At 68.3% G+C, this 23,703-nt stretch carries 25 protein-coding genes; all 25 read right to left on the minus strand.

Annotation, left to right across the window (positions count from 1 at the left end):
• Positions 1-13 precede the first annotated feature (13 nt).
• On the minus strand, positions 14-295 hold the full coding sequence (rpsS, locus tag ORG17_RS16400) for a 30S ribosomal protein S19 (RefSeq protein WP_017885529.1): 282 nt from the start codon (positions 293-295) through the stop codon (positions 14-16).
• 11 nt (positions 296-306) lie between these two features.
• On the minus strand, positions 307-1,146 hold the full coding sequence (gene rplB, locus ORG17_RS16405) for a 50S ribosomal protein L2 (protein WP_027466728.1): 840 nt from the start codon (positions 1,144-1,146) through the stop codon (positions 307-309).
• Positions 1,147-1,164: 18 nt separating this feature from the next.
• Complete coding sequence (rplW, locus tag ORG17_RS16410) at positions 1,165-1,464, minus strand: 50S ribosomal protein L23 (RefSeq protein WP_027466729.1); 300 nt, start codon at positions 1,462-1,464, stop codon at positions 1,165-1,167.
• Positions 1,461-2,120, minus strand: coding sequence for a 50S ribosomal protein L4 (rplD, locus tag ORG17_RS16415; RefSeq protein ID WP_027466730.1), 660 nt, complete (start codon positions 2,118-2,120; stop codon positions 1,461-1,463). The genes rplW and rplD overlap by 4 nt, the downstream gene beginning before the upstream one ends.
• Before the next feature lie 2 nt (positions 2,121-2,122).
• On the minus strand, positions 2,123-2,779 hold the full coding sequence (gene rplC, locus ORG17_RS16420) for a 50S ribosomal protein L3 (protein ID WP_027466731.1): 657 nt from the start codon (positions 2,777-2,779) through the stop codon (positions 2,123-2,125).
• A gap of 12 nt (positions 2,780-2,791) precedes the next feature.
• Entirely contained in the window at positions 2,792-3,100 is a 309-nt protein-coding gene (gene rpsJ, locus ORG17_RS16425) for a 30S ribosomal protein S10 (protein ID WP_017885534.1), read from the minus strand.
• Positions 3,101-3,621: 521 nt separating this feature from the next.
• Positions 3,622-4,449 (minus strand): DarT ssDNA thymidine ADP-ribosyltransferase family protein, encoded by an 828-nt coding sequence (locus ORG17_RS16430; protein ID WP_051596996.1) that lies wholly within the window; start codon positions 4,447-4,449, stop codon positions 3,622-3,624.
• Between the two features lie 80 nt (positions 4,450-4,529).
• Positions 4,530-5,507 carry a DNA topoisomerase IB gene (locus ORG17_RS16435; protein WP_027466733.1) on the minus strand — a complete coding sequence of 326 codons (978 nt, stop codon included), beginning with the start codon at positions 5,505-5,507 and terminating at the stop codon, positions 4,530-4,532.
• Positions 5,508-5,679: 172 nt separating this feature from the next.
• Positions 5,680-6,867 carry an elongation factor Tu gene (gene tuf / locus ORG17_RS16440; protein ID WP_027466734.1) on the minus strand — a complete coding sequence of 396 codons (1,188 nt, stop codon included), beginning with the start codon at positions 6,865-6,867 and terminating at the stop codon, positions 5,680-5,682.
• A 147-nt stretch (positions 6,868-7,014) separates the two neighbouring features.
• Positions 7,015-9,132 carry an elongation factor G gene (fusA, locus tag ORG17_RS16445; RefSeq protein ID WP_027466735.1) on the minus strand — a complete coding sequence of 706 codons (2,118 nt, stop codon included), beginning with the start codon at positions 9,130-9,132 and terminating at the stop codon, positions 7,015-7,017.
• 87 nt (positions 9,133-9,219) lie between these two features.
• On the minus strand, positions 9,220-9,690 hold the full coding sequence (rpsG, locus tag ORG17_RS16450; protein ID WP_017885539.1) for a 30S ribosomal protein S7: 471 nt from the start codon (positions 9,688-9,690) through the stop codon (positions 9,220-9,222).
• A gap of 5 nt (positions 9,691-9,695) precedes the next feature.
• A complete protein-coding gene (gene rpsL / locus ORG17_RS16455) occupies positions 9,696-10,064 on the minus strand; it encodes a 30S ribosomal protein S12 (RefSeq protein ID WP_017885540.1) in 369 nt (122 codons plus the stop codon).
• Positions 10,065-10,292: 228 nt separating this feature from the next.
• On the minus strand, positions 10,293-11,465 hold the full coding sequence (locus ORG17_RS16460) for a hypothetical protein (protein ID WP_214526123.1): 1,173 nt from the start codon (positions 11,463-11,465) through the stop codon (positions 10,293-10,295).
• A gap of 37 nt (positions 11,466-11,502) precedes the next feature.
• Positions 11,503-12,015, minus strand: coding sequence for a DUF6121 family protein (locus tag ORG17_RS16465; RefSeq protein WP_214526122.1), 513 nt, complete (start codon positions 12,013-12,015; stop codon positions 11,503-11,505).
• A 27-nt stretch (positions 12,016-12,042) separates the two neighbouring features.
• The gene (locus ORG17_RS16470) at positions 12,043-12,645 is read right to left on the minus strand and encodes a CBU_0592 family membrane protein (protein WP_411913894.1); all 603 of its coding nucleotides are present in this window, start codon (positions 12,643-12,645) and stop codon (positions 12,043-12,045) included.
• A gap of 161 nt (positions 12,646-12,806) precedes the next feature.
• Positions 12,807-13,484, minus strand: coding sequence for a type IV pilus inner membrane component PilO (locus tag ORG17_RS16475; protein ID WP_027466738.1), 678 nt, complete (start codon positions 13,482-13,484; stop codon positions 12,807-12,809).
• A complete protein-coding gene (locus tag ORG17_RS16480) occupies positions 13,481-14,209 on the minus strand; it encodes a hypothetical protein (protein WP_214526120.1) in 729 nt (242 codons plus the stop codon). Before ORG17_RS16480 ends, ORG17_RS16475 begins: the two co-directional genes overlap by 4 nt.
• Positions 14,206-15,258 (minus strand): type IV pilus assembly protein PilM, encoded by a 1,053-nt coding sequence (gene pilM / locus ORG17_RS16485; protein WP_214526119.1) that lies wholly within the window; start codon positions 15,256-15,258, stop codon positions 14,206-14,208. The genes ORG17_RS16480 and pilM overlap by 4 nt, the downstream gene beginning before the upstream one ends.
• Positions 15,259-15,293: 35 nt before the next feature.
• Complete coding sequence (locus tag ORG17_RS16490) at positions 15,294-16,136, minus strand: prepilin peptidase (RefSeq protein ID WP_214526118.1); 843 nt, start codon at positions 16,134-16,136, stop codon at positions 15,294-15,296.
• Positions 16,133-18,028, minus strand: coding sequence for a hypothetical protein (locus ORG17_RS16495; protein WP_214526117.1), 1,896 nt, complete (start codon positions 18,026-18,028; stop codon positions 16,133-16,135). Before ORG17_RS16495 ends, ORG17_RS16490 begins: the two co-directional genes overlap by 4 nt.
• Positions 18,025-18,729, minus strand: coding sequence for a PilW family protein (locus tag ORG17_RS16500; RefSeq protein ID WP_027466743.1), 705 nt, complete (start codon positions 18,727-18,729; stop codon positions 18,025-18,027). Before ORG17_RS16500 ends, ORG17_RS16495 begins: the two co-directional genes overlap by 4 nt.
• Positions 18,729-20,180, minus strand: a complete 1,452-nt coding sequence (locus ORG17_RS16505) for a prepilin-type N-terminal cleavage/methylation domain-containing protein (RefSeq protein ID WP_214526116.1) — start codon at positions 20,178-20,180, stop codon at positions 18,729-18,731. Before ORG17_RS16505 ends, ORG17_RS16500 begins: the two co-directional genes overlap by 1 nt.
• A gap of 76 nt (positions 20,181-20,256) precedes the next feature.
• Positions 20,257-20,679, minus strand: a complete 423-nt coding sequence (locus ORG17_RS18420) for a type II secretion system protein (RefSeq protein WP_051596998.1) — start codon at positions 20,677-20,679, stop codon at positions 20,257-20,259.
• 183 nt (positions 20,680-20,862) lie between these two features.
• Complete coding sequence (locus tag ORG17_RS16515; protein ID WP_214526115.1) at positions 20,863-22,086, minus strand: type II secretion system F family protein; 1,224 nt, start codon at positions 22,084-22,086, stop codon at positions 20,863-20,865.
• Entirely contained in the window at positions 22,086-23,684 is a 1,599-nt protein-coding gene (locus ORG17_RS16520) for a type IV pilus twitching motility protein PilT (RefSeq protein WP_284731060.1), read from the minus strand. Before ORG17_RS16520 ends, ORG17_RS16515 begins: the two co-directional genes overlap by 1 nt.
• Positions 23,685-23,703 lie beyond the last annotated feature (19 nt).

A 23,703-nucleotide genomic window follows, 5' to 3' on the forward strand; every position in this document is an offset into this window, starting at 1 on the left:
CTGCGTCGCCGCCTCAGCGGCGACGGCCCTTCTTGTCGTCCTTCACGTGACCACGGAAGGTGCGGGTCGGCGCGAACTCGCCGAGCTTGTGACCGACCATCGACTCGGTGACGAACACCGGGATGTGCTTGCGGCCGTCGTGGACGGCGATCGTGTGCCCGAGCATGTTCGGGACGATCATCGACCGACGCGACCACGTACGGATCACGTTCTTGGTGTTGGCCTCGTTCTGCGTGACGACCTTGCGGAGCAGGTGCTCGTCGACGAAGGGGCCCTTCTTCAGACTGCGTGGCATCTTCTGAACTCCTACTTGCGCTTCTTGCCGGCGTTACGGCGACGGACGATGAGCTTGTCGCTCGGCTTGTTCGGCTTGCGCGTACGGCCCTCGGACTGGCCCCAGGGGCTGACCGGGTGACGACCACCGGACGTCTTGCCCTCACCACCACCGTGCGGGTGGTCGACCGGGTTCATGGCGACACCACGGACGGTCGGGCGGACGCCCTTCCAACGCATGCGGCCGGCCTTGCCCCAGTTGATGTTCGACTGCTCGGCGTTGCCGACCTCGCCGATGGTGGCGCGGCAGCGTGCGTCGACGTTGCGGACCTCACCCGACGGCAGACGGAGCTGCGCGTAGGGGCCGTCCTTGGCGACGAGGCGGACCGAGGCGCCGGCGGAGCGAGCCATCTTGGCGCCGCCACCGGGGCGGAGCTCGATGGCGTGCACGACGGTACCCACGGGGATGTTGCGCAGCGGCAGGTTGTTGCCGGGCTTGATGTCGGCGCCGGGGCCCTGCTCGATGACGTCGCCCTGCTTCAGCTTGTTCGGCGCGATGATGTACCGCTTCGTGCCGTCCACGTAGTGCAGGAGCGCGATGCGCGCAGTGCGGTTGGGGTCGTACTCGATGTGAGCGACCTTGGCGTCGACGCCGTCCTTGTCGGAGCGACGGAAGTCGATCACGCGGTACTGGCGCTTGTGGCCACCACCGATGTGACGCGTGGTGATACGGCCGGAGCTGTTGCGACCACCGGTCTTCGGCAGCGGACGAAGCAGGGACTTCTCCGGAGTCGAACGGGTGATCTCAGCGAAGTCTGCGACCGACGAGCCGCGACGACCGGGGGTCGTCGGCTTGTAGTTACGAATAGCCATGATTTATCCCTCTGGTCCTCAGCCGACAGCCGTGAAGATGTCGATCGAACCGGACTTGAGCGTCACGATGGCGCGCTTGGTGTCCTTGCGCTTGCCGAGACCGAACTTGGTGCGACGGGTCTTGCCCGGGCGGTTCAGCGTGTTGATGCTCGCGACCTTGACGTCGAAGATCTTCTCGATGGCGAGCTTGATCTCGGTCTTGTTCGAGCGGGGGTCCACGATGAACGTGTACTTGCCCTGGTCGATGAGCGCGTAGCTCTTCTCCGAGACGACCGGCGAGATGATGACGTCGCGCGGGTCCTTGTTGAAGCCGCTCATGCGGTGATCTCCTTCGCGGTCTTCGACGCGATGAAGGCGTCGAGGGCGCTCTTGCTGAAGACGACAGCGTCCGAACGCAGCACGTCGTAGGCGTTGAGCTGGCCGTACGAGAGCGCGTGGACGTTCGACAGGTTGCGGATCGACTTGAGCGTCAGCTCGTCGTCCGTCTCGAGCACGACGAGCACGTTCTTGACGGGCGCGACCTTCTCGAGGAGCGTGCGGGCGGTCTTGGTCGACGGCAGTTCAGCCGCGACGAAGCCCTCCACAGCGGAGATGCGGCCACCGCGGGCGCGGTCCGAGAGCGAGCCGAGCAGAGCAGCGGCGATCATCTTCTTCGGGGTGCGCTGCGAGTAGTCGCGCGGGGTCGGTCCGTGGACGACGCCACCGCCGGTGTGCTCCGGAGCACGGACGGAACCCTGACGGGCGCGGCCGGTGCCCTTCTGCTTGAACGGCTTGCGACCGGCACCGCGGACTTCGCCGCGGTTCTTGGTCTTGTGGGTGCCCTGACGCGCGGCTGCGAGCTGCGCGGTGACCACCTGGTGGATCAGCGGGACGTTGGTCTCGACGTCGAAGAGAGCTGCGGGGAGCTCGACGGTGCCGGACTTGGCACCCGATGCGTCGAGGACGTCGATCGTGGTTGCGGTCGTGGTGGCCATGATCACTTACCCTTCACGGCGGTGCGGACGAAGACGGAGCGGCCACGAGCACCGGGGACGGCGCCCTTGACGAGCAGCAGACCCTTCTCGGCGTCGACGGCGTGCACCGTGAGGTTGAGGACGGTCACGCGGTCGCCACCCATACGACCAGCCATGCGCATGCCCTTGAAGACGCGCGACGGGGTCGAGGAAGCACCGATCGAGCCGGGCTTGCGGTGGTTGCGGTGCGCACCGTGCGAGGCACCGACGCCGTGGAAGCCGTGGCGCTTCATGACACCGGCGAAGCCCTTGCCCTTGGAGGTACCGACGACGTCGACCTTCTGGCCCGCCGTGAACGTGCCGTCCACGGTGAGCTCCTGGCCGAGCGTGTACTCAGCGGAGTCGTTGGTACGGATCTCGGTGAGGGTGCGACGCGGGGTCACGCCAGCGGCCTCGAAGTGGCCAGCGGCCGGCTTGTTGACCTTGCGCGGGTCGATGGCGCCGGCGGCGATCTGGATCGCCTCGTAGCCGTCGCGCTCAGCGTTGCGGATCTGGGTGACCACGTTCGGGCCGACCTCGATCACGGTGACGGGGATGAACTTGTTGTTCTCGTCCCACACCTGCGTCATGCCGAGCTTCTTGCCGAGGAGGCCCTTGACGGTCTTGGTTGAGTTCGCCATTGGTCAGCCCCCTTACAGCTTGATCTCGATGTTGACGTCTGCCGGCAGGTCGAGTCGCATGAGCGAGTCCACGGCCTTCGGCGTCGGGTCGACGATGTCGATGACCCGCTTGTGCGTGCGCTTCTCGAAGTGCTCGCGCGAGTCCTTGTACTTGTGAGGGGAACGGATCACTGCGATCACGTTCTTCTCGGTGGGGAGCGGCACCGGGCCGACCACGGTTGCACCGGCACGGGTCACCGTGTCGACGATCTTCCGGGCCGACGTGTCGATGACCTCGTGGTCATACGACTTGAGCCGGATGCGGATCTTCTGTCCCGCCATGTGTCTCTTGTCCTCTCTGCGCCGCGCACCCTCTGGCCGCCTGACGCCGCTCGGTTCCGCATTCCTGCGGACCGTGCTGTTTTCCTGAACCAACCGGCCGCATCCACTGGGGATGACCGCTGTTCACCTGTCAACCTCGCGGGCGACCGTGGCCGTCCAGCGTGGGCAATCGACTGCCTCGCGCTCCGGGCGCAGCAGTTGTACACCGCGTCCGTCACATCTCGGGGAGTCGTGTTCTGCTGCCTGCGGCCCAACCCAGCCCTGCTGAACAAGGGGGTTGTGCACTGCCAGAGCAGTGATCCTGTGGGCGTACACCCACGGGGAATTCGGAACCGGACAAGTCTCGCATAGCCCCGCCCCACGTGCAACCCGGGCGTGTCGCGAATTACCGGGCGTGTCTCGCCGGGTCGCTTCCGCGGATCCACGCGGATCGAACGGCCTGGAGGCCCGGCTCGGCCCCGCAACGCGACGCACCCTCCGGACGGGGTCCGGAGGGTGCGTCGAAACGGGTCAGGAGACCGTCACTCGGCGGTCACCGGGGGCACGAACCACGGCGGGAAGACGGCCACTCGCGGAGCGTGTCCGCCGTGGTCGGCGAGCACGGCGCGGACGGTCTGCCGGGCCTTGTCGTTCGGCACGCCGATGACCGCGACCGACGTGAACGGCACACTCGGACCGGCGAGCAGCTCGAGGCCGTGCATCTCGGGGTCCGTGAAGTCGGTGCGGCGGATCAGGTTCGTGCCGGCGTCCGGGCCGACGGCGAACCGGACGTCGTCGGCGTCGGCGTCCTGGTCGGCGACGATCACCGAGGCACCGAACGCCGAGACCGGCACGACGAGCACGACGTAGTCGATCGCCCGGGTACGGCGGGCGGCGTCCGACCAGCGCTCACCGTCGGCGCCCGTGCGGAGCTCGTCCCAGCGGGTGGCGTCGGGCGACAGCGTGAACGGCACGTGGCCGGCGATCGAGGAGCCGTCGGGGGCCTCGGCCTCGGCGCGGGCGGCACGGGTCTCGGCGGAACTGACGTCCACGACCGGCTCGGCCTGGTCGGACGCCAGGATCGCCCCGGCACCGACGATGCCGTCGAGGTTGTCGATGTGGGTCACGTGGTGGGCGCGGAGCGCTGCGAACTCACGTGCCTCGGGCAGGTCGGCTGACGACGAACGGAGCGACGTCGGCGACCGGAGCGACGTCCCGGGGCCGGAGGCCGGCGGGTCGACGCGCAGGTTGGTGGTGATGCGGGTCCGGCGGGGGGCCGGGGTGGCTGGGATCTCCGACGCCTCGCGCTGCCGGGGTGCGCAGATGTCGCAGAGCTCGGTGGGGAATCCGTGGATGCACTCGTCGGTCACGACTGTTGTGGGTCCTTCCGTGCCGTGTGGGGGTGGTCCGGCACGTCGACCAACGCTACGTCATCCGGACGGCCCCCGGGTCATTGTCGGTAGAGCAGTGCCCGGACCTCGGCCTCGGCGGACGCCAGGCGGTTCGGGTCGATGGTCTCCCCGTGGTCGTACGCGTCGAGCAACCGGGGGTCGATGTAGCTCTGTCGGCACACCGTCGGGGTGTTGCCGAGCTCGTCGCTGGCGGCCTTCACCGCGTGCGAGACGGCCTTCTTCCGCTTCGCCTGGGACGACTGCGGTCCGGTCTTGGCCAGGTCGACCGCGGCCGCGACCGTCCCGTGCAGGGTCCGGAAGTCCTTCGCGGTGAACTCGTCGCCCGCACGTTCCTTCACGTAGGCGTTGATGTCCTCGGCCGAGAGCGGCTCCCACTCCGCTCCGCGGCGCTCACGGAACGAGAGCAACCGCGCGTTGGGCCCACGACGCTTCATGCCCGCGATCACCCGCGCCAGGTCGTGGTCGTGGATCGACGACGACCACTCCTGCCCGCTCTTGCCGGGGAAGTCGAGCTCGATGTCGTCGCCGGAGACGTGCGCGTGCGCGCAGAGCAGGGTAGACAGTCCCCGACTGCCGTGCTCTGTGGCGTACCGCTCGGACCCGACCCGGAGCGACCCCTGGTCGAGCATCCGGAACGCTGCTGCCAGCGCACGGCGGCGGTCCGGCTCGGGGCGACGGAGGTCCTGCGTGACACCGCGGCGGGCAACCGGCAACGACTCGGCCAGTGCCAGCGCACGGTCGTACTTGATCCGGTCCATCCGTTCGCGCCAGGACGGGTGGTACATGTACTGGCGGCGTCCCGCGCCGTCCGTGCCCGTCGCCAGGATGTGGCCGTTCTCGTACGGGGAGATCCAGACGTCGTCCCACGCCGGCGGGATCACGAACTCCTCCAGCCGACGGCGTTCGTCCGGGTCCGTCACGGTGTTGCCGTCGGGGTCGCGGAACGAGAAACCGCGTCCGGAACGGACGCGGTGGTAGCCGCGACCAGAGGTCGCGGATCTGCGGAGGCGTGTCACGACGTCGAGCCAACTCCGTGACGCCTGTGACGGGTCACGGGGCGGACTGGAGGCCCGTGGCGGGCCCCGCCCCGGCCCTCCTGTCCGGCGCCCTGTACGCGCGCCAGGGGCCGGACACGACGAAGCGGGGCCGGGCCCGAAGGCCCGACCCCGCTGTCGCAAGGAACCGGAGTTACTTGATGATCTTCTCGACCGTACCGGCACCGACCGTACGACCACCCTCACGGATGGCGAAACGGAGGCCCTCTTCCATGGCGATCGGCTGGATCAGCTCGACCGTCATGGCGACGGTGTCACCGGGCATGACCATCTCGGTGCCCTCGGGCAGCGTGATGACGCCGGTGACGTCCGTGGTGCGGAAGTAGAACTGCGGGCGGTAGTTCGCGTAGAACGGGTTGTGACGCCCACCCTCGTCCTTGGTCAGGATGTACGCATTCGCCTGGAACTCGGTGTGCGGCGTGACCGAACCCGGCTTCACGACGACCTGGCCGCGCTCCACGTCCTCGCGCTTGAGGCCACGGATCAGCAGACCGGTGTTGTCACCGGCGACCGCCTGGTCGAGCAGCTTGCGGAACATCTCGATGCCCGTGACGGTGGTCTTCTGCGTCGCGCGGATGCCGACGATCTCGACCTCGGCGTTCAGGTTGAGCGTGCCACGCTCGACGCGACCGGTGACGACCGTGCCACGACCGGTGATCGTGAAGACGTCCTCGATCGGCATCAGGAACGGCTGATCGGTGGCGCGCACCGGGTCCGGCACGTGCTCGTCGACCTGGGCCATGAGGTCCTGGACCGACTTGACCCACTTCTCGTCGCCCTCGAGCGCCTTGAGCGCCGAGACCTGCACGACGGGAGCGTCCTCGTCGAACTGCTGCGAGCCGAGGAGCTCGCGGACCTCGAGCTCGACGAGCTCCAGGATCTCCTCGTCGTCCACCATGTCGGACTTGTTCAGTGCGACGACGATGTAGGGGACGCCGACCTGGCGGGCGAGCAGCACGTGCTCACGCGTCTGGGGCATCGGGCCGTCGGTGGCGGCGACCACGAGGATCGCGCCGTCCATCTGTGCCGCACCCGTGATCATGTTCTTCACGTAGTCGGCGTGACCGGGGGCGTCGACGTGCGCGTAGTGACGCTTCTCGGTCTGGTACTCGACGTGCGAGATGTTGATCGTGATGCCGCGCTGGCGCTCCTCGGGAGCGTTGTCGATCTGCGCGAAGTCGCGGGCCTCGTTGAGGTCCGGGTACTGGTCGTGCAGAACCTTGGTGATCGCCGCCGTGAGCGTGGTCTTGCCGTGGTCGACGTGACCGATGGTTCCGATGTTGACGTGCGGCTTGGTGCGCTCGAACTTGGCCTTGGCCACTGTGGGTCCTCCTCAGGACTCGGAAGCGTCACCCCCGGCCGGCCCTGGATGGGCTCGGAACCGTTGGTGCGCGGTGTGTGTCTGTACTTTACTTGGTGGCGAGGGGCCCGTCGCCGGGCGCCCCCGCCTGTGGAGAAGCGCTGAGCGCTACTCCCCCGCGTTCTTCGCGATGATCTCCTCGGCGACCTTGGCCGGGACCTGGCTGTAGGTCTCGAAGGTCATCGAGTAGACCGCACGACCAGAGGTCTTCGACCGCAGGTCGCCGACGTAGCCGAACATCTCGGACAGCGGCACGCTCGCGCGGACCACCTTGACGCCCGAGGCGTCCTCCATCGAGGCGATCTGGCCACGACGGGAGTTCAGGTCACCGATGACGTCGCCCATGTACTCCTCAGGAGTACGGACCTCGACGGCCATGATCGGCTCGAGGATCGCCGGACCGGCCTTGCGAGCCGCTTCCTTGTAGGCGATCGAGCCGGCGATCTTGAACGCCATCTCGGACGAGTCGACGTCGTGCGCCGCGCCGTCCTTGAGGATGGCCTTCACGCCGACCGTCGGGTAGCCCGCGAGGATGCCGACCTGCATGGCGTCCTGGATACCGGCGTCGACCGACGGGATGTACTCGCGCGGGACACGGCCACCGGAGGTCGCGTTGACGAACTCGTAGACCTTCTCGCTCGTGACCTCCATCGGCTCGAGCGCGATCTGCACCTTCGCGAACTGGCCGGAACCACCGGTCTGCTTCTTGTGGGTGTAGTCGTAGCGCTCGACGATCTTGGTGAGCGTCTCGCGGTAGGCCACCTGGGGCTTGCCGACGCTCGCCTCGACGTGGAACTCACGCTTCATGCGGTCGACGAGGATGTCGAGGTGGAGCTCGCCCATGCCCTTGATCGTCGTCTGACCGGTCTCGGCGTTGAGCTCGACGCGGAACGTCGGGTCCTCTTCGGCGAGCTTCTGGATGGCCGTGGAGAGCTTCTCCTGGTCAGCCTTCGTGTTCGGCTCGATGGCGACCTCGATGACCGGCTCCGGGAACGTCATCGACTCGAGGACGACCTGGTTGGTCGGGTCGCACAGGGTGTCACCGGTGGTGGTGTCCTTGAGGCCGATGACCGCGTAGATGTGGCCAGCGGTCACGTTGGCGACCGGGTTCTCCTTGTTGGAGTGCATCTGGAAGATCTTGCCGATGCGCTCCTTCTTGCCCTTGGTCGAGTTGATGACCTGGGCACCCGACTCGATCGAGCCGGAGTAGACGCGCACGTAGGTCAGACGACCGAAGAACGGGTGCACCGCGACCTTGAACGCGAGGGCCGAGAACGGCTCGGACGCGTCGGGCTTGCGGATGATCTCCTTCTCCTCGTCCTTGACGTCGTGGCCGATCATCGGCGGCACGTCGAGCGGGGACGGGAGGTAGTCGATGACGGCGTCGAGCATCGGCTGGACACCACGGTTCTTGAACGCGGAACCGCAGAGGACCGGGTAGAGCGTGCTGCTCACCGTGAGGGCACGGATGGCTGCCTTGATCTCGGCGACCGAGAAGTCGGTGTCGCCCTCGAGGTAGCGCTCCATGAGGACGTCGTCCGCCTCGGCCACGCGCTCGATGAGCTTCTCGCGGTACTCGGCGGCACGGTCCTGCAGGTCGGCCGGGATCTCTTCGATCTCGTACTTCGCGCCCATCGCGACGTCACCCTTGGCGTCGCCGCGCCAGGTGAGTGCACGCATCTGGACGAGGTCGACGACGCCTTCGAACGAGCTCTCGGAACCGATCGGCAGCTGGAGCACGAGGGGCTCCGCGCCGAGGCGGTTCACGATGGTGTCGACGGTGTAGTAGAAGTCGGCGCCCAGCTTGTCCATCTTGTTGACGAAGCAGATGCGCGGGACGTCGTACTTGTCGGCCTGACGCCAGACGGTCTCGGACTGGGGCTCGACGCCCTCCTTGCCGTCGAAGACGGCGACCGCACCGTCGAGGACGCGGAGCGAGCGCTCCACCTCGACCGTGAAGTCCACGTGACCGGGGGTGTCGATGATGTTGATCTGGTTGTTGTCCCAGAAGCAGGTCGTCGCGGCCGACGTGATCGTGATGCCGCGCTCCTGCTCCTGCGCCATCCAGTCCATCGTGGCAGCGCCGTCGTGGACCTCACCGATCTTGTGCGTGATGCCCGTGTAGAACAGGATGCGCTCGGTCGTCGTGGTCTTGCCGGCATCGATGTGCGCCATGATGCCGATGTTGCGGACCTTGTTCAGGTCGGTGAGCACGTCCTGTGCCACAGGGTTCCTCCGGAAGAGTTGTAGGAGAGGTTGGCGGCCGTCCGGGCGCCGGGGTTCTTGACCACCGGCGCCCGGACGGTGCCGGGACTACCAGCGGTAGTGGGCGAAGGCCTTGTTCGACTCGGCCATCTTGTGCGTGTCCTCGCGGCGCTTGACCGCGGCACCGAGACCGTTCGACGCGTCGAGGATCTCGTTCATGAGACGCTCGGTCATCGTCTTCTCGCGACGGGCCTTGGCGTACGAGGTGAGCCAACGGAGCGCGAGGGTGTTCGCGCGGTGCGGCTTGACCTCGACCGGGACCTGGTAGGTCGAGCCACCGACGCGGCGGCTGCGGACCTCGAGGGTCGGACGGACGTTGTCGAGCGCCTTCTTCAGCGTCACGACGGCGTCCTGCTGGTTCTTGGCGGAAACGCCCTCGAGTGCACCGTAGACGATGCGCTCGGCGAGGCCCTTCTTGCCGTCGAGCAGGATCTTGTTGACGAGCTGGCTGACGATCGGCGCACCGTAGACCGGGTCGGCGACGACGGGACGCTTGGGGGCGGGACCCTTACGAGGCATCTAACTCAACCCTTCTTCGCGCCGTAGCGGCTACGAGCCTGCTTACGGTTCTTGACTGCCTGGGTGTCCAGGGCGCCACGGATGATCTTGTACCGCACACCCGGGAGGTCCTTCACACGACCGCCACGGACGAGCACCATCGAGTGCTCCTGGAGGTTGTGGCCCTCACCGGGGATGTAGGCCGTGACCTCGGTGCCGTTCGAGAGCTTGACACGAGCGACCTTGCGCAGTGCCGAGTTCGGCTTCTTGGGGGTGGTGGTGTAGACGCGGGTGCACACACCACGCTGCTGGGGGTTCGCCTTCAGGGCGGGCGCCTTGGTCTTGGTGACCTTCGGCGTACGACCCTTGCGAACCAGCTGCTGAATAGTAGGCAACTGTTCTCCTGGTTCTTCGCTCGTGCTCTCTGGCCGGCGCGTTCCGCCGGCTTCCTCGTCCCACGCTGAGCACCGCCGGACGGCGGGTGTTCGAGTGGGGGACGGAGTGGTCCGGCTGGGCGATCCCGCTCGCCGGACTTTTCGGGCGCGCCCGAGGGCGCACACCCGGTAGAGACTACCCGCGTAACGGGACGAAATCAATCCGGGTCACCCCGGGAACCGACACCGTCATGAGCCGGTGTCGGAGGACCCGTTGCCCACCGCCGAGCGGAACGTGGCACCGTCGCTCGAGAAGCCGGTGACGTACCCGCTCGCGTTCACGTTGAGCGGCCCCGCGGACGCCGTTCCGGTGCCGGCGGCACCCGAGATGTCGGCCGTGTACTTCGCCCGTCCGAACGTCGTCGTCGTGATCAACCAGCCGTTCGTCGTCCAGCTGCCGACCCGGACGGTGGGCCGCGTCTCGAGTGTCCACTTCTGGTTCGAGTACGTGTACGCGGGGTTCTGCCCGTACGCGTAGAAGCTGCACCCGGCGGGGGCGGCGTCGGTGGAGGCGATGCAGCCGTCCACCCAGGCGTCCACCGCTCGCTTGGCGGCCTGCTGCCCGGCGGTGGTCAGGGTCGTGGTCATCTGCACCGGGCTCGAGGTCGACCGGCCGAACCCGCTGACGCTCGCCGATCCCCCGCTGGCCGTGGTCCACTTGTCACCGTCGAAGGCGACGTCGTAGGTCCCGGGCAGCGCGCGGAGGCTCACCGTGCCGTCCTTCGCGGTCTTCGCGTCCCGGCCGGCGACGGTGACCCCAGCACCGGACGGACCCCGCACGGCGACGTCGACCGATCCGAGCTCCGGGGCCTGCAGCTCCCAGACCGGGAACACCCCCCAGTCCGTCCCGGTCTTGTCCAGCGTGAAGGTCGCGGCGACGTCCTGCCCGCCCTGGCGCAGGTAGGCGCGGACCGTCGCGGTGTCGCCCTCTGTCCGCGTCGCGGCGACGCGGTAGCCGGTGACCTTGTCCGATGCCTTCGCGTAGGCGGCTTCACCGAGGAGCACGTCGGTCTTCTCGCGCTCGATGCCCGCGTCGTCGAGGGCGTCGGCCACGCGTCCGGCCGTGAGATCGTCGAGGAACGCCCGCACCGGACGGTCAGCAGAGTGCGAGGAGGAACCGATCGAGTACCCGACGACCCCGGCGACGAGCAGCAGGACGACCGCCGTGCCGCCCGAGACGATGCCGATGAGCTGACCGCGGCGGAGCTTCCGGCGAGGACGCTGCGGCACCGGCCCGGACACCCCGGGGAACCCGGGGGCTCCTGCGGCGGGCGTTCCGTCGGTGCCACGGATCGAGTCCACCGGCGGGACGGCGCCCCAGCCGCCCTGCTGGTCCGGATCCTGCGCGTGCTGGTCGCTCATCGTTCCCCCGTTGCGTGTGCGTCGTGCCCTGCGAACACTACCGTCCGGCGGGTTCCTCGCCCGCGTTCGTCCGGTCGTGCCCGGAGCGCCCGTCAGGCCCGTCCGGACGCGTCGCGGCAGCGCCCGAGCCGCCAGCGGTCCGCGCCTGGTGTCGGGCCATCGTGATCCCGCCGAGCACCGACAGGACCGCCACCACGACGGACCCGACCACGAACGGCCCGAGGGCGTACCCCGCGGGGAAGACGAGGAGCTCCGTCGCGTCCGAGCGGACGAGCGCGTAGCCCACGGCCCCGATGCCGAGCATGACCAGGTAGACCGTCGCAGCGGCCACCAGGGCCGTCACGCCGGGGTTGCCGTCACGCGCACCCGCCGCAGTCGCGAGGAAGACCACCACCGCGGCGCCGACCACCATCGCGGGCCCGAGGTACGGGGTGGCGTCGGGCTGGGAGATGACCTCGACGTCGGCGAGCAGGGCTTCGAAGCCCGTGACGGCGATCACGAGCGCGATGAAGAGGACGGACGTCATCGTCGCGATCAACCACCGGGACATGCGCCGATCGTATCGCCGACCGGCTGGTCAGCGAGCGGGTTCGGCGTGGCCCGTGTCGTCCGCGTGCTCGCGACGGTCCGCCCGGGCGGACTGCTCCTGCGCGGCGGCGACCAGGGCGAGCGCGATCGTCGCCGTGATGATCGGGACGGTCTCCGTCATGGGGGCGGGCGCAGCATCCGGCGTCTTCTCGTCCGTCGCGTCCGTCGCGTCCGTCGTGTCCGTCGCGTCGTCGGACTGGAGGCCCGTGGCCGCGTCCGCCTCGGCGGTGTCCTCCGGCTCGTGGTCACGCAGCGCCGGGCCGATGACCGGCAGGACCCCGGTGGTCGCGGCCGGTTCGGCGTGCAGGACCGGCGGCTCGGTGGACACGGATCCGTCGCGCTTCGCCGCGCGACGCGCTCGGCCCATCTTCACCAGGACGACGACGGCGACGATCGCCCAGATCCCGTTGACGATCGTCGAGGGCACGGCGTGGTGCGCGGCGACGTTGATCGCCACCGCGAGGCCACCGACCAGGTTGAACAGCTGGTAGAGCGGGCCGTTCGGGATCTTGCCAGTCGAGAACAAGATGTAACCGGCTAGAACGGTTACGGCACCGAACCAACCGAGGAATTCCACGATTCCGACCAACACGCGCGACTCCGGGCACGACGAGGAACGGCCGGTTCGAGCCGACCGTTCGAGCGGGGATGAACAGCCGCGATCACGGCGTCTGGTGCATCGTAATCACAACGACGGGTGTCGCGGAAGTGGGGTCGGCGTGGCGTGGTCGACCGCGGTCCGTGGGGGCGGGGTCAGCCCTTCGCGGCGGTGTCCGACTCGGCGAGGACGTAGACCGATCCGGAGAGCGACCACGCCTGCGCGTCCATCGGGCTCGCTCCCGAGTCGGAACTCGTCGAGGCGATGCCGGTGACCAGGAACAGCCGCTGCCCGGACTGCACCGCCTTCGTGAAGGCGAGCGCCTGGTCGTACGAGCCCTGCACCGCCACGGTCACCGGGATGACGACGAAGTTCGATCCGTTGATCGCAGCGTCTGTCCGGGCAGTCGGCGCCGTCGGGGTCGGCTCGGCGCTCGGCGTGGCACTCGCCGAAGCCGCCGGCTCCTCGGAGGCCTGGTCGGCTACCGGCTCGTAGGCCTTCGCGTCTCCGACGGTGATCGAGGTCACCGTGACGCCAGCGGCGGTCGCAGCGCCGTTCAGCTCCCGGAGGAGGGCATCCGTCGACGGCGTCGACGGTACCGAGGCGCGGAGCGCGTCCAGCTTCGTCTTCGTCTCGGCGAGTGCGTCGCTCGCCTTCTGGAGCCGAGCGAGCTCGGCCTGGTTCCGGGCGTTCGTGGCGTCGATGTCCGTCTGCTGCGAGGAGTTGTCCGCAGCCTGGGCGAGCTGCGGCTGCACCCCGAGGAACCACGCCCCGGCGAGCACGGCTCCGATCGCGACGAGCGCGACGACGAGCGAGAGGCGGTTGCGGTTCACTTCGACTGCTCCTGGGTGTACTTGCCGTCGAACGCCCGTTCCCCGAGGTGGACCTGGACCGTCGCGGTGTACCCGCCGGAGTCCTCCTGCAACGCGACCGACGTGATGGTCGAGTCCGCGTAGCCCCCGAGCTGCGACAGACGAGCGGTCCAGTCGGGTACCGAGGGGATGGTCGGACTCGACACGGTCAGCTGCATCGATGCGACACGGGCCTTCTCGAGCGGGACCGCCGACTGTGCGAACGTCGTGGTGACGTCGGCGGAGTCGATGGTCATCGAGGTGATGACGACGCCGGCCGGCAGCACGTTCTCGAGCTGCGACAGCGTGCCGTTCCAGTCGATCTCCGTCGACCCCCCGACGGTTCGTGCCGCCTCCAGGAGCTGACTGTCCTGTTCGACCTGCCGGACGTCCGAGAAGCGTTGCTGCTGCTGCAGCAACGACGCCGTCTCGGCCTGCGCCGCGCTCAGCGACGATGCGGTGTCCAGCTGGTGGACCGCCGCTGCACCGACGCCGAGTGCCGCGACGGCCGCCGTGATGAGGACACCGAGCCACGCACGACGTGCGACGCCCCGCTCGCGACGGTCCACGTGGACCTCGGAGGGCAGGAGGTCGACGCGGGGTTCACGACCAGCGATCGAGACCTGCGCGCCGCGAGCACTCCTTCGAGGACGCTCCGGTCGTGCAGCGCCGACCGCGTCGACGGTTCGCGCTTCTGTGACGGTCATGCCGCTCTGCTCCCTACTGCCAACCCGAAGGCGACCGTGATCGCATCGACGTGGTCGGCGACGTCGCCGGGCGGGATCGATCGTGCGAGTCCGACTCCGTCGAACGCGGCGCCCATCGTGACGGGCAGGCGCGTCTGCTCCGCCAGCGCTTCCCGCATGCCCTGCAGCCGGGTCCCGCCACCGGTCAGCACCACCCGGGTCACGGGTTCCGACGGCCGGGTGTTGACGAAGTAGTTGATCGTGTTCCGCAAGCTCGACGTGAGTTCGTGGACCGAGGCCGTGATCACCGCGACGGCACGGGCGTCGTCCGGGGTCCGGGCCGATCCACCGAGCCCGAGGTGGCGCTTCACGGCCTCGGCCTCGTCGAAGGTGATGTCGAGGGTCCCGACCAGCGCGCGGGAGATGTCGTTGCCCCCCATCGGGATGATCCGGACGAACTGCGGGATCCCGTCGGTCGCGATGACCACGCTCGTGGTGTCCGCGCCGAGCTGCACCACCGCCGCGGTCCCCGGGACACCCTGGCGCCCGAGCAGGACACGGGTGAGGGCGAACGGGATCATGTCGACCCCGATCGGGTTGAGTCCGGCGAGCTGCACCGCCTTGACGTTCGCCAGCACGGCGTCCTTGATGGCTGCGATCAGGAGGCCGTGGACGACGGGGCCGTTCTCGCTCTCCCCCTCGGACACCGGGTAGAAGTCGAGGATCGCGTCGCCGACCGGCACCGGGAGCATCTCCTGCACCTGGAACGGGAGGCTCTCGCGGATCTGTGCCATCGGGGCGAGGGGCACCGTGAGGTCGCGGGAGAGCACACGTTGGTTCCCCATCCCCAGGACGACGTTCTTCGAGCGGAACCGCCCCGTCGACCACAGCTCGCGGAGGGTGGCCGCGACGGTGTTCGGTTCGAGGACCTCGCCTCGGCTCACCGCGTCCTGCGGAGTGGGGACCTCCGCGAAGCGCACCACCGTCGGTTGTGCCTTGTCGGCGTCGACGACCTCGACCGCGCGGATCGACGACCCCGCGATGTCGAGGCCCACGATGCTCTTGCCCATGATGCTGCTTTCGTTGGAGGTGGAGTGGTGGTCGCTCAAGCGACCCCGAGGACCTGGAGGTACCCGGTCCAGAGGAGGTCCCCGAAGACGATCCCGAGCCATGCCCCCACCAGCATCGACGGCCCGAACGGCAGCCCACCGCGCCAACGTGCACGGCCGGCGAGGAGGAGCGCGATCGCGACGGTACCGCCCACCAGGAAGGCACCGAAAGCACCCACTGCGAGGGGTCCCCATCCGAGGTACGCGAGGACGAGGCCGAGGACCGCGGCCAGTTTGACGTCGCCGAGACCCATGCCGCCGGGGACCGCCAGCGCGAGACCGAGGTACAGCACACCGGAACCGAGGGCACCGATCGCCGCACGACCGAGAGCGGACCAGTCGCCGTCGGCAGCACTCGCGACGACGAGGAGCACCGCGAGGACGATGCCGGACGGGTAGACGATCGCGTTCGGGAGCGTGTGGGTGGCGATGTCGATCAGGGTGAGTGCGACGCTGATCGCCATCAGGTACAACAACGCGACGAGGACCACGACCTGCGCCACGGTGTCCTGGGTCGTCCCCGCAGGAGAGCGGCCCACGACCACGAGGGCGGTGAGCCCGAACAGGACCGCGGTGGTGAGCTCGACGGCGGGGTACCGCGCGGATATCGGCGCGGTGCAGTCACGGCACCGTCCGCGCAGGACGAGCCAGGAGAGCACCGGGACGTTGTCGCGGCGTCGGATCGTGTGCCCGCACGCCGGACATGCGCTCGGTGGTGAGACCACGGACTGGCCCGCCGGCACGCGGTGCACCACGACGTTGAGGAACGAGCCGATGAGCAGTCCGAACACGGCGGAGAGTCCGGGGAGCACGGGGCCGAGCACCTGGAGACCGGTCATCGGCACGCACCACCGGTCGTGGTCGCGCATGAGCCGCCGGCGGTGTACGCGGCCTGGACCTCGACCTGCGTCGTGACCCCGTACGAGGTCGACACCGGCTGCAGGAACTTCGGGGGCGCCGTCGTCAGGAGCCGCTGGTCGTAGACGTAGTTCTTCGAGAACCCGGTGTTGCCGGTCGTCGCGACCGCCCCGCGCCAGTTCTGTGCGATCGAACCGATGACCTTGAGGGTGCCGAGCTTCGAGCCGATGTCGTAGTTCTGGTTCCAGAACGTCCCCGCGTTGCTCGCGATCGCCGCCGACACGGTGATCGATTCGCCCGGAGACCGGCTCAGCAGGCCCACACCCGAACTGTTGCAGCGCGAGGTGTCCGTCACGTACCCGACACCCCACTGGTAGGTCGTCGGGTACGAGGTGCAACGGGCTGGGTTGGAGATCTCGACGGCGTTCTGGCCGACGAGCCCGAGCACGTCCTTCGTGGCGCTGAGGTAGGTGATGTCGTCGGTGACCCACACGGTCCCGGATGCCGCGATCGTCATCGCCCCGCTGAACGCCCCGCTGACGAAGACGTCGCCCGCCGTGCAGCTGTACGTGTCGGACGCCGAACCCGTCTGGTACGAGGAACCCGACGATCCCCCGTTGATCCACTCACCTGCGGCCGGGAACCCCTGTCCGTTGTTGAACGGCTGGTTGCTCGTGTTCGTCGCCGAACCGTTCGACCGCACGGTGACCGTGGTGGTGCAGTACGTGTTCGTGTACTTCGACGGGAAGGCCGCACCCCAGGCGTTCACGTTGTTCGACGCGGACGGGATGTCCTGCACGTACATCAGGTTCGAGGGGAGGGTCGGGATGGTGGCACCGGCGGAACTCTGCAGATCCGAGACCGCCCCGCAGAGCGCTGCGGCCTTCGCTGCGTCGTCCGCGGCGAGGACCGCCCCACTCGAGCTGTTGACCTTGATCTGCGTGGCCCGGGACCACGGCGACCACACGGTCATCTTGCCGTTCCCGAGGAACTTCACGCGGGTCGGTCCGGTGTACATGCAGCCGGGCCGCGGAACCGTCGTGGGGAGGTCGGTCCGCGTCTCCTGCGACATGTTCGTGTTCAGCGCGGGCAGACCGAGGTACGGAACCGCGGTTGCAGCACCGCCGTTGAACGTCCCCGCGCAGGTGCCGCTCGACGGGCGCACCGTCGTGTCGTGCTGTTCGACCGACCCGTTGAACACCGTCGAGCACGCCGAGGTGAAGACGTCGTTGGTCCGGATCGGCCCGTTCAGGGTGTCGGTGCCGGCGAACTGCACCGCCGTGCACTTCCCCGCGACCGATTGCCACTGGTAGGCGGTCGTGCAACCGGTCCCGGTGAGCGCGGGGTTCGAGGACTCGTAGTTGGTGAAGTAGAGGTAGTTGATGAAGCCGTCGCCCTTGAGGTTGGCCACGAGCGACCGGACGCTTCCCCCGGCCTTCCCGGTGACACGGACCCGCAGGACGCCCTTGCCGGAGTAGTCGGAGTTGTCGACCTCGTAGCGGAACCACTGGTCGCTCGAGCCGACGACCGGGGCCCAGTCCGAACCGGAGTTGGTGAAGGCGATGTTCTTGTCGGCGTTGACGAAGGTCGACCCACTCGACTTGCTGAACTGGGCGTTCGCGTTGCCGTAGAGCGCGTAGCCGTTGTCGTTCGAGAGCTTCGACTGGTAGTCGGCGAGCCCCGCGTACGCGGCCGCCATCGCGTTCTGGAAGTTGCGGTCCGACGCGGCCTTGACCGCGCCCGAGGTGGAGACGGCGATCATCGTCGCGACGAGCAGCATCATGACGGTGCCGAAGATGAGCACGTTGCCGAGGACCATGCCGCGCTCGTCGCGCTGGGCCCGCGCGAGGACCGCGCTGATGCGACGGATCATGATGAACCCGCTCCGATGCTGGTGCCGTAGACGACGTTGAAGAGGTACAGGGTGTTCTGCACGTGGGTGTTGCCGCTCGCACCGGCTGTGGTGGAGCCGAGTTCCAGGTTCACGCGGACGGCTCGCACGTTGCCCAACTGCGCGGTCGCCAGTGTTCCGTCCGGCTGGGTCGCGAGAGTCTTGCCGTCCGCTCCGAGGTACGAGAACAGCGCGACGCCGTCGCTCGTCGGCGAGGCGATCGGACCACCCACCACCAGGCTCCGCGCCGGGGTCTGGGTCGTCGCCGGGAAGGAGTAGAAGCCGTTCGTCGCGGTGCCGTCCCACTGGTCCACGACGAGGCGCTTCGCGTCGTTCAGCGAGTAGCGGATCTGCACGGGCTTGTCGGTGCTGTTGCCGTCGAGGTTGATGTACGCGAAGAACACCACCTGCGTCGGGGCCGCCCGGGTGACCGCAGCGGCGTAGGTGCCGTCAGACTTCGGCAACAGACTCGCGGCGTGCACGTAGCGCGTGATCGAGTTCATCGCGATCGACGCCGTCCGAGCGTTCTGGTCGGAGGACGTGTTCGTCACCCCGGCGCGCAAGGTGGCCGTGAAGAACCCGCCCACGGCGACGAGGATGATCATCGACACGCTGACGGCGACGAGCAGCTCGGACAGCGAGATCCCCGCCTGCTCGCGGTGGAGGCGTCGGAGGGCCCGCATCACGACGTCTGCCCGCGAGGGTCGAGGGTCAGGGTGTTGTCGTAGTTGATGAGCACCAGCGCCGTCTTCTGGTTCACCATGCCGTTGGTCACCGGTTTCACGTTCGAGGCCTTCGACGCGATCTCGTTCTTCGTCGTCGACCCGAACGTCGTCCCGGAGTAGAGCGTCCACGTGCCGAAGGGCAGGGCGATGGTCGCGGTGTCGCCGGCGGAGGCCGGGAACCTCATCGTCATGCCGGCGGCGCAGCCGGGGTCGCCGGCGGCCGGGTTCGCCGACGAGACGGCAGTGATGTAGCGGTCCTTCACACCGGTGACGGTCGCGACGCCCATCATCACGGAGGCCGACGATGGCTTGCCGGGAGCAGTGGCGACCGACGGCGGGCTCACACCGATCGCGTTGGCCGCGTTCGGTGTCGACCAGGACGAGGGGTTCGGACTGAGGCAGCTCGTCGCACTCCCGGTGCTGTTGGAGTACGGGCCGGCGTAGACGGTGTAGCCCGAGGCGAACGGGAACACCGGCAACGACGGCTGTGAACTCGAGGTGATGTTGAGCGAGGTGCTGGCCAGGTCCCACGGCTTGACGACGTCCAGCCCGCCGGCCGTGCTCGACAGCGTCGTGGGCATGTTGGTCGGGATCATCGCCTTGGAGCCGGCTGCGTACTGCAGGGTCAGCTGACTCGACTGGTCGTACACGAACGGGACGGGCGAGCTCGCGCCGGCGGTCACCGAGATCGGCGATTGCACGGACGGCTGCTGCTGGTTCGTGTCGATGCCGCCGGTGACGCTCGCAGAGACCGCGTAGTCGCCCTGCGACACGTTCACCGCGTACGAGCAGCCCTGTGCGTCGGTCGGGAGGACCGGCGCCGTCAGCGCTGCACCGCCACCGCCGCTGACGGGGGTGATCGTGATCCCGACACCCTCGTAGGGCGCGCCCGAAGCGGTGGTGACCGAGATGATCACGGTGCCGTACCCGGGGTCGGTGACCGCGTCGCTCGGCGCGATCGCTGACGAGACGGACGTGGTGCTGGAACCGCCGCGCGGGTTCGGCCAGGTCACGGTCTCGACGACGCTCTTGTAGGCGAGCTTGCCGTTCGAGGTCCCGCACGCGCCGGTCGCGCCGTCGCTCTGCACCCAGCTGACCTTCCGGTCGATCGCGTACTCGACGCCCCCGATGGTCTTCGTGTTGTCCGGACCGGACTTGCTGAGGACCCGGAAGATGCCGCCGGTGGAGGCGGCCGCGGTCTGGCGGAGGGTGTCGATGTCCTGCGAGGCGAGGGCGACCGCGGTCTCGCGACCGCGATTGGTCTGCGTGAGCTGGAGGCTGTTCGCGATGCCGTAGGCGATCCCGATCGACATGACCGCGAACACCATCATGGCGACCATGACCTCGATGATGGAGAAGCCGGCTTCGGCGTCGTGCCGGTACAGCCGGTCGTGCAGTCGCTGGAACATGGTCACCTCCTCGTGCAGCATCGGAGCAGAAGGGCGGCCCGTCGTCCGACGGGCCGCCCTCAGGAGCAGATCAGGATCAGCAGGTGCCCTTGGCGGCAGCCAGCGCGTCGGTGATCTTGAAGTCGGTCTTCGTGGCGCCGGTGCCCTGGATGCAGAAAGCCGTCGTGGAGGTCGCCTTGTAGGTCAGTGCGTTGTCCTGGCTGCTGGTGTAGCCGTACTGTCCGAGCGTCGCTTGCGTGAAGTCAGTGGCGGCGGGCAGCTTGCCGTTGTTGTCCGTCTGGTAGGCGATGACCGCGGTCTTCGCGTTCGCGAGGTCCGACTTGACCGAGGCGTCCTTCGCGTTGTTCTGCACGTTCAGGTACACCGGGATGGCGATGGCGGCGAGGATGCCGATGATGATGACGACGACGAGGAGCTCGATGAGCGTGAAGCCCTTCTCCTTGTCCTCGAGGAGACCCTTGCGGCGAGCGTCGAGCTTGCCCATGAGAGCGAAGTACATGGTGGTTCCGTTCTTGGGGGAATGCGATGGGAGAATGTGCCGGGGAGTGCTCCGCCGCCGCTGACAAGAGTATTCAGCGGCGATTCGGGGTGGAATCCCGAGAACGGGGGGTCCGGGCCCTCCGAATTGCCCCCAGTAACGGGGGTCTCCCCTCGCGCTTCACCCCCACACGAGGGGCGATCCTTACTTCACCAACGACGTGATCTGGAAGATCGGCAGGTAGAGCGCGATGATCATGCCACCGACGACGACGCCGAGGAATGCGATGAGGAGCGGCTCGATCAGGGCAGTCAGCGACTCGGTCGTCGACTCGACTTCGGAGTCGTAGAAGACCGCGATCTTCTCGAGCATGATCTCCAGCGAACCGGCGTCCTCGCCGACTGCGACCATTTGCGAGACCATTGCCGGGAAAATGTTTTCCCGCGCCAACGGCGCCGCAATTGATTCGCCTTTTCGGACGTCTTCAGCAACGCGCTCGAGTGCTTTCTGGACCACGAAGTTGTTCGACACCTGACCGACGATCGACAATGCCTGCAGAATCGGCACGCCAGCGCCGATCATGTTCGAGAAGTTCCGCGCGAACCGCGCGATGACGATCTTGCGGGTCAGTCCACCGAACACCGGCAGGCGGAGCATGATCGGGTCGCGGAAGCTCCGGAAGCGATCCGTGTTCTTGTTCGCCCGGAACCACAGCCAGCCGACGATCACGGCGACCGCCAGGACCGGTGCGAGCCAGCGCATCGCGTGCGACAGGGTCACCAGGACCTGCGTCGGCAACGGCAGCTGCCCGCCGAGCGACGAGAACATGTCCTGGAAGATCGGGACGATGAAGATGAGCATGATCACGACGGCGGCAAGTGACATGCACAGCACCACCACCGGGTAGGTCATCGCCGACTTGATCGTCGAGCGGAGCTTGTGCTCCTTCTCGAAGTTCGTCGCGATGGAGTCCATGGCCTGGTCGAGGAAGCCGCCGGTCTCTCCTGCACGGATCATGTTGATCATGATCGGCGGGAAGTCGACCGGGTACTTCGCGACGGCGTCGGAGAACGAGACGCCGCGCTCGACGTCGTCACGGACCTTGCCGAGGATGTCCTTGAGCTTCTTGTTCTCGGTCTGGTCGGACAGGATCGTGAGGGTCCGCAGCAGCGAGAGGCCCGAGGTGAGCATCGTCGAGGCCTGCCGCGACATGATCGCGAGGTCCTTGAGCCCGACGCCCTTCTCGAACCCGGGGATCTTGATCTCGGTCTGCAGCCCGGTGCCGGCCTTCGCCTCGGTGATGGCGATCGGCGAGACGCCCATCCCCCGGAGGCGCTGGACGACGGCCCCTTCGGACGCGGCGTCGAGGCGGCCCTTCACGAGCTTGCCGGCGCCGTCGCGCCCGCGGTAGTCGAACGCGAGTGACATCAGTAGCCTCCGGAGAACTTGTCGCCGAAGTCGATGCCGCTGGCGGCGATCGCGGCGGCCGAGGAGTCGGACGGGGACTCGACGCGCTGGACGAGCCGGTCGAAGCCCTCTTCGTCGTGGACCTTCTCCATCGCGGCCTTGCGCGAGATGGTGCCGACGTTGACCAGTTCGGCGAGGTCCTGGTCCATGGTGTGCATGCCGAGGTCACGGCCGGCCTGCATGGCGGAGGTGATCTGGTACGTCTTGCCTTCGCGGATGAGGTTGCCGATGGCCGGGGTGATCGTCATGATCTCGGTGGCGACGACCCGACCGACACCGTTGGCCTTCGGGACGAGGGTCTGGCAGACGACGCCCTGCAGGGTGGCCGCGAGCTGCGTGCGGATCTGCCCCTGCTGGTGCGGCGGGAAGACGTCGATGACGCGGTCGATCGTGCCGGGTGCGCTCTGCGTGTGCAGGGTGGCGAACACCAGGTGGCCGGTCTCGGCGGCGGTGAGCGCGACGGAGATGGTCTCGAGGTCGCGGAGCTCACCGATCAGGATGACGTCGGGGTCCTGCCGCAGCACGTGCTTGAGCGCGGAGGCGAAGGAGTGGGTGTCGGCGCCGACCTCGCGCTGGTTGATGATCGACCGCTTGTGGTCGTGCATGAACTCGATCGGGTCCTCGACCGTCACGATGTGGTCGGCACGGCTCTCGTTGACCAGGTCGATGAGCGCGGCGAGGGTGGTCGACTTGCCCGAGCCGGTCGGGCCGGTGACGAGGACCAGGCCACGGGGCAGGCCGGCGAAGTCGCCGACGTGCGCGGGGATGCCGAGCTGCTTGAGCGTCTTGATCCTGGTGGGGATGATGCGGAACGCCGCGCCCCAGTTGCCGCGCTGCTGGTAGTAGTTCACGCGGAAGCGGTACTCCGGCGACAGCGAGTACGCGAAGTCGAGTTCCTGGTCGTGGTCGAACTGCCCGGCCTGTTCGGCGGACAGCAGCGTCTTGAGTGCCGCGATGACCTTGCCACGCGACCACGCGCCTCCGGGCACGGCCGGCCGGAGCGAGCCGTCGACGCGGACGGTGGGCGGGGCGTCGGCCGTGACGTGCAGGTCGGAGGCCCCCTGGTAGACGACCTGCGCCAGCGCGGTGATGAGGTCGGGGTCGGCGACCTCACGCGCGTGCCGGGCGAAGTCGATGTCACCGGCCGACGCCGCGGTGGGGGCGGGAACCGGAGCGGGTGCCGCCGGTGCGGCGTGGTGGGCGCCGCTGTAGGCGATGGCCGGCAGCTGCTGGGTCGCGGGCTCGGCGTACCCGTAGGTGGCGGTCGAGGACGGCACCGCGGCGGGCGGCGTCGCCGGGGCGGTGGCGGACTGCCCCACGGGCGCAGCGACCGGACCACCCACGGGCCCGGCGATCGGGCTGGCCACGGCCGTGGCGGTGGGCGCGGGCCACACCGCCGAGTCGTCCGTCAGGTCGTAGACCTGCTCGGGCGGGGCGGCAGCAGCCGCGGCCAGACGCGCGGCACGGCGGGAGCCGACCTCGGCGCCGGGGGTGCCGGGGTGCCACCCGGCGACGGGCTCGTCGCCGGGCATGGTGATGTCGTACACGGAGTCGGTCATCTGCTCGTCCTGTTCCCCG

Origin of the sequence: Curtobacterium flaccumfaciens pv. betae, from assembly GCF_026241855.1 — a bacterium.
Lineage (GTDB): Bacteria > Actinomycetota > Actinomycetes > Actinomycetales > Microbacteriaceae > Curtobacterium > Curtobacterium flaccumfaciens.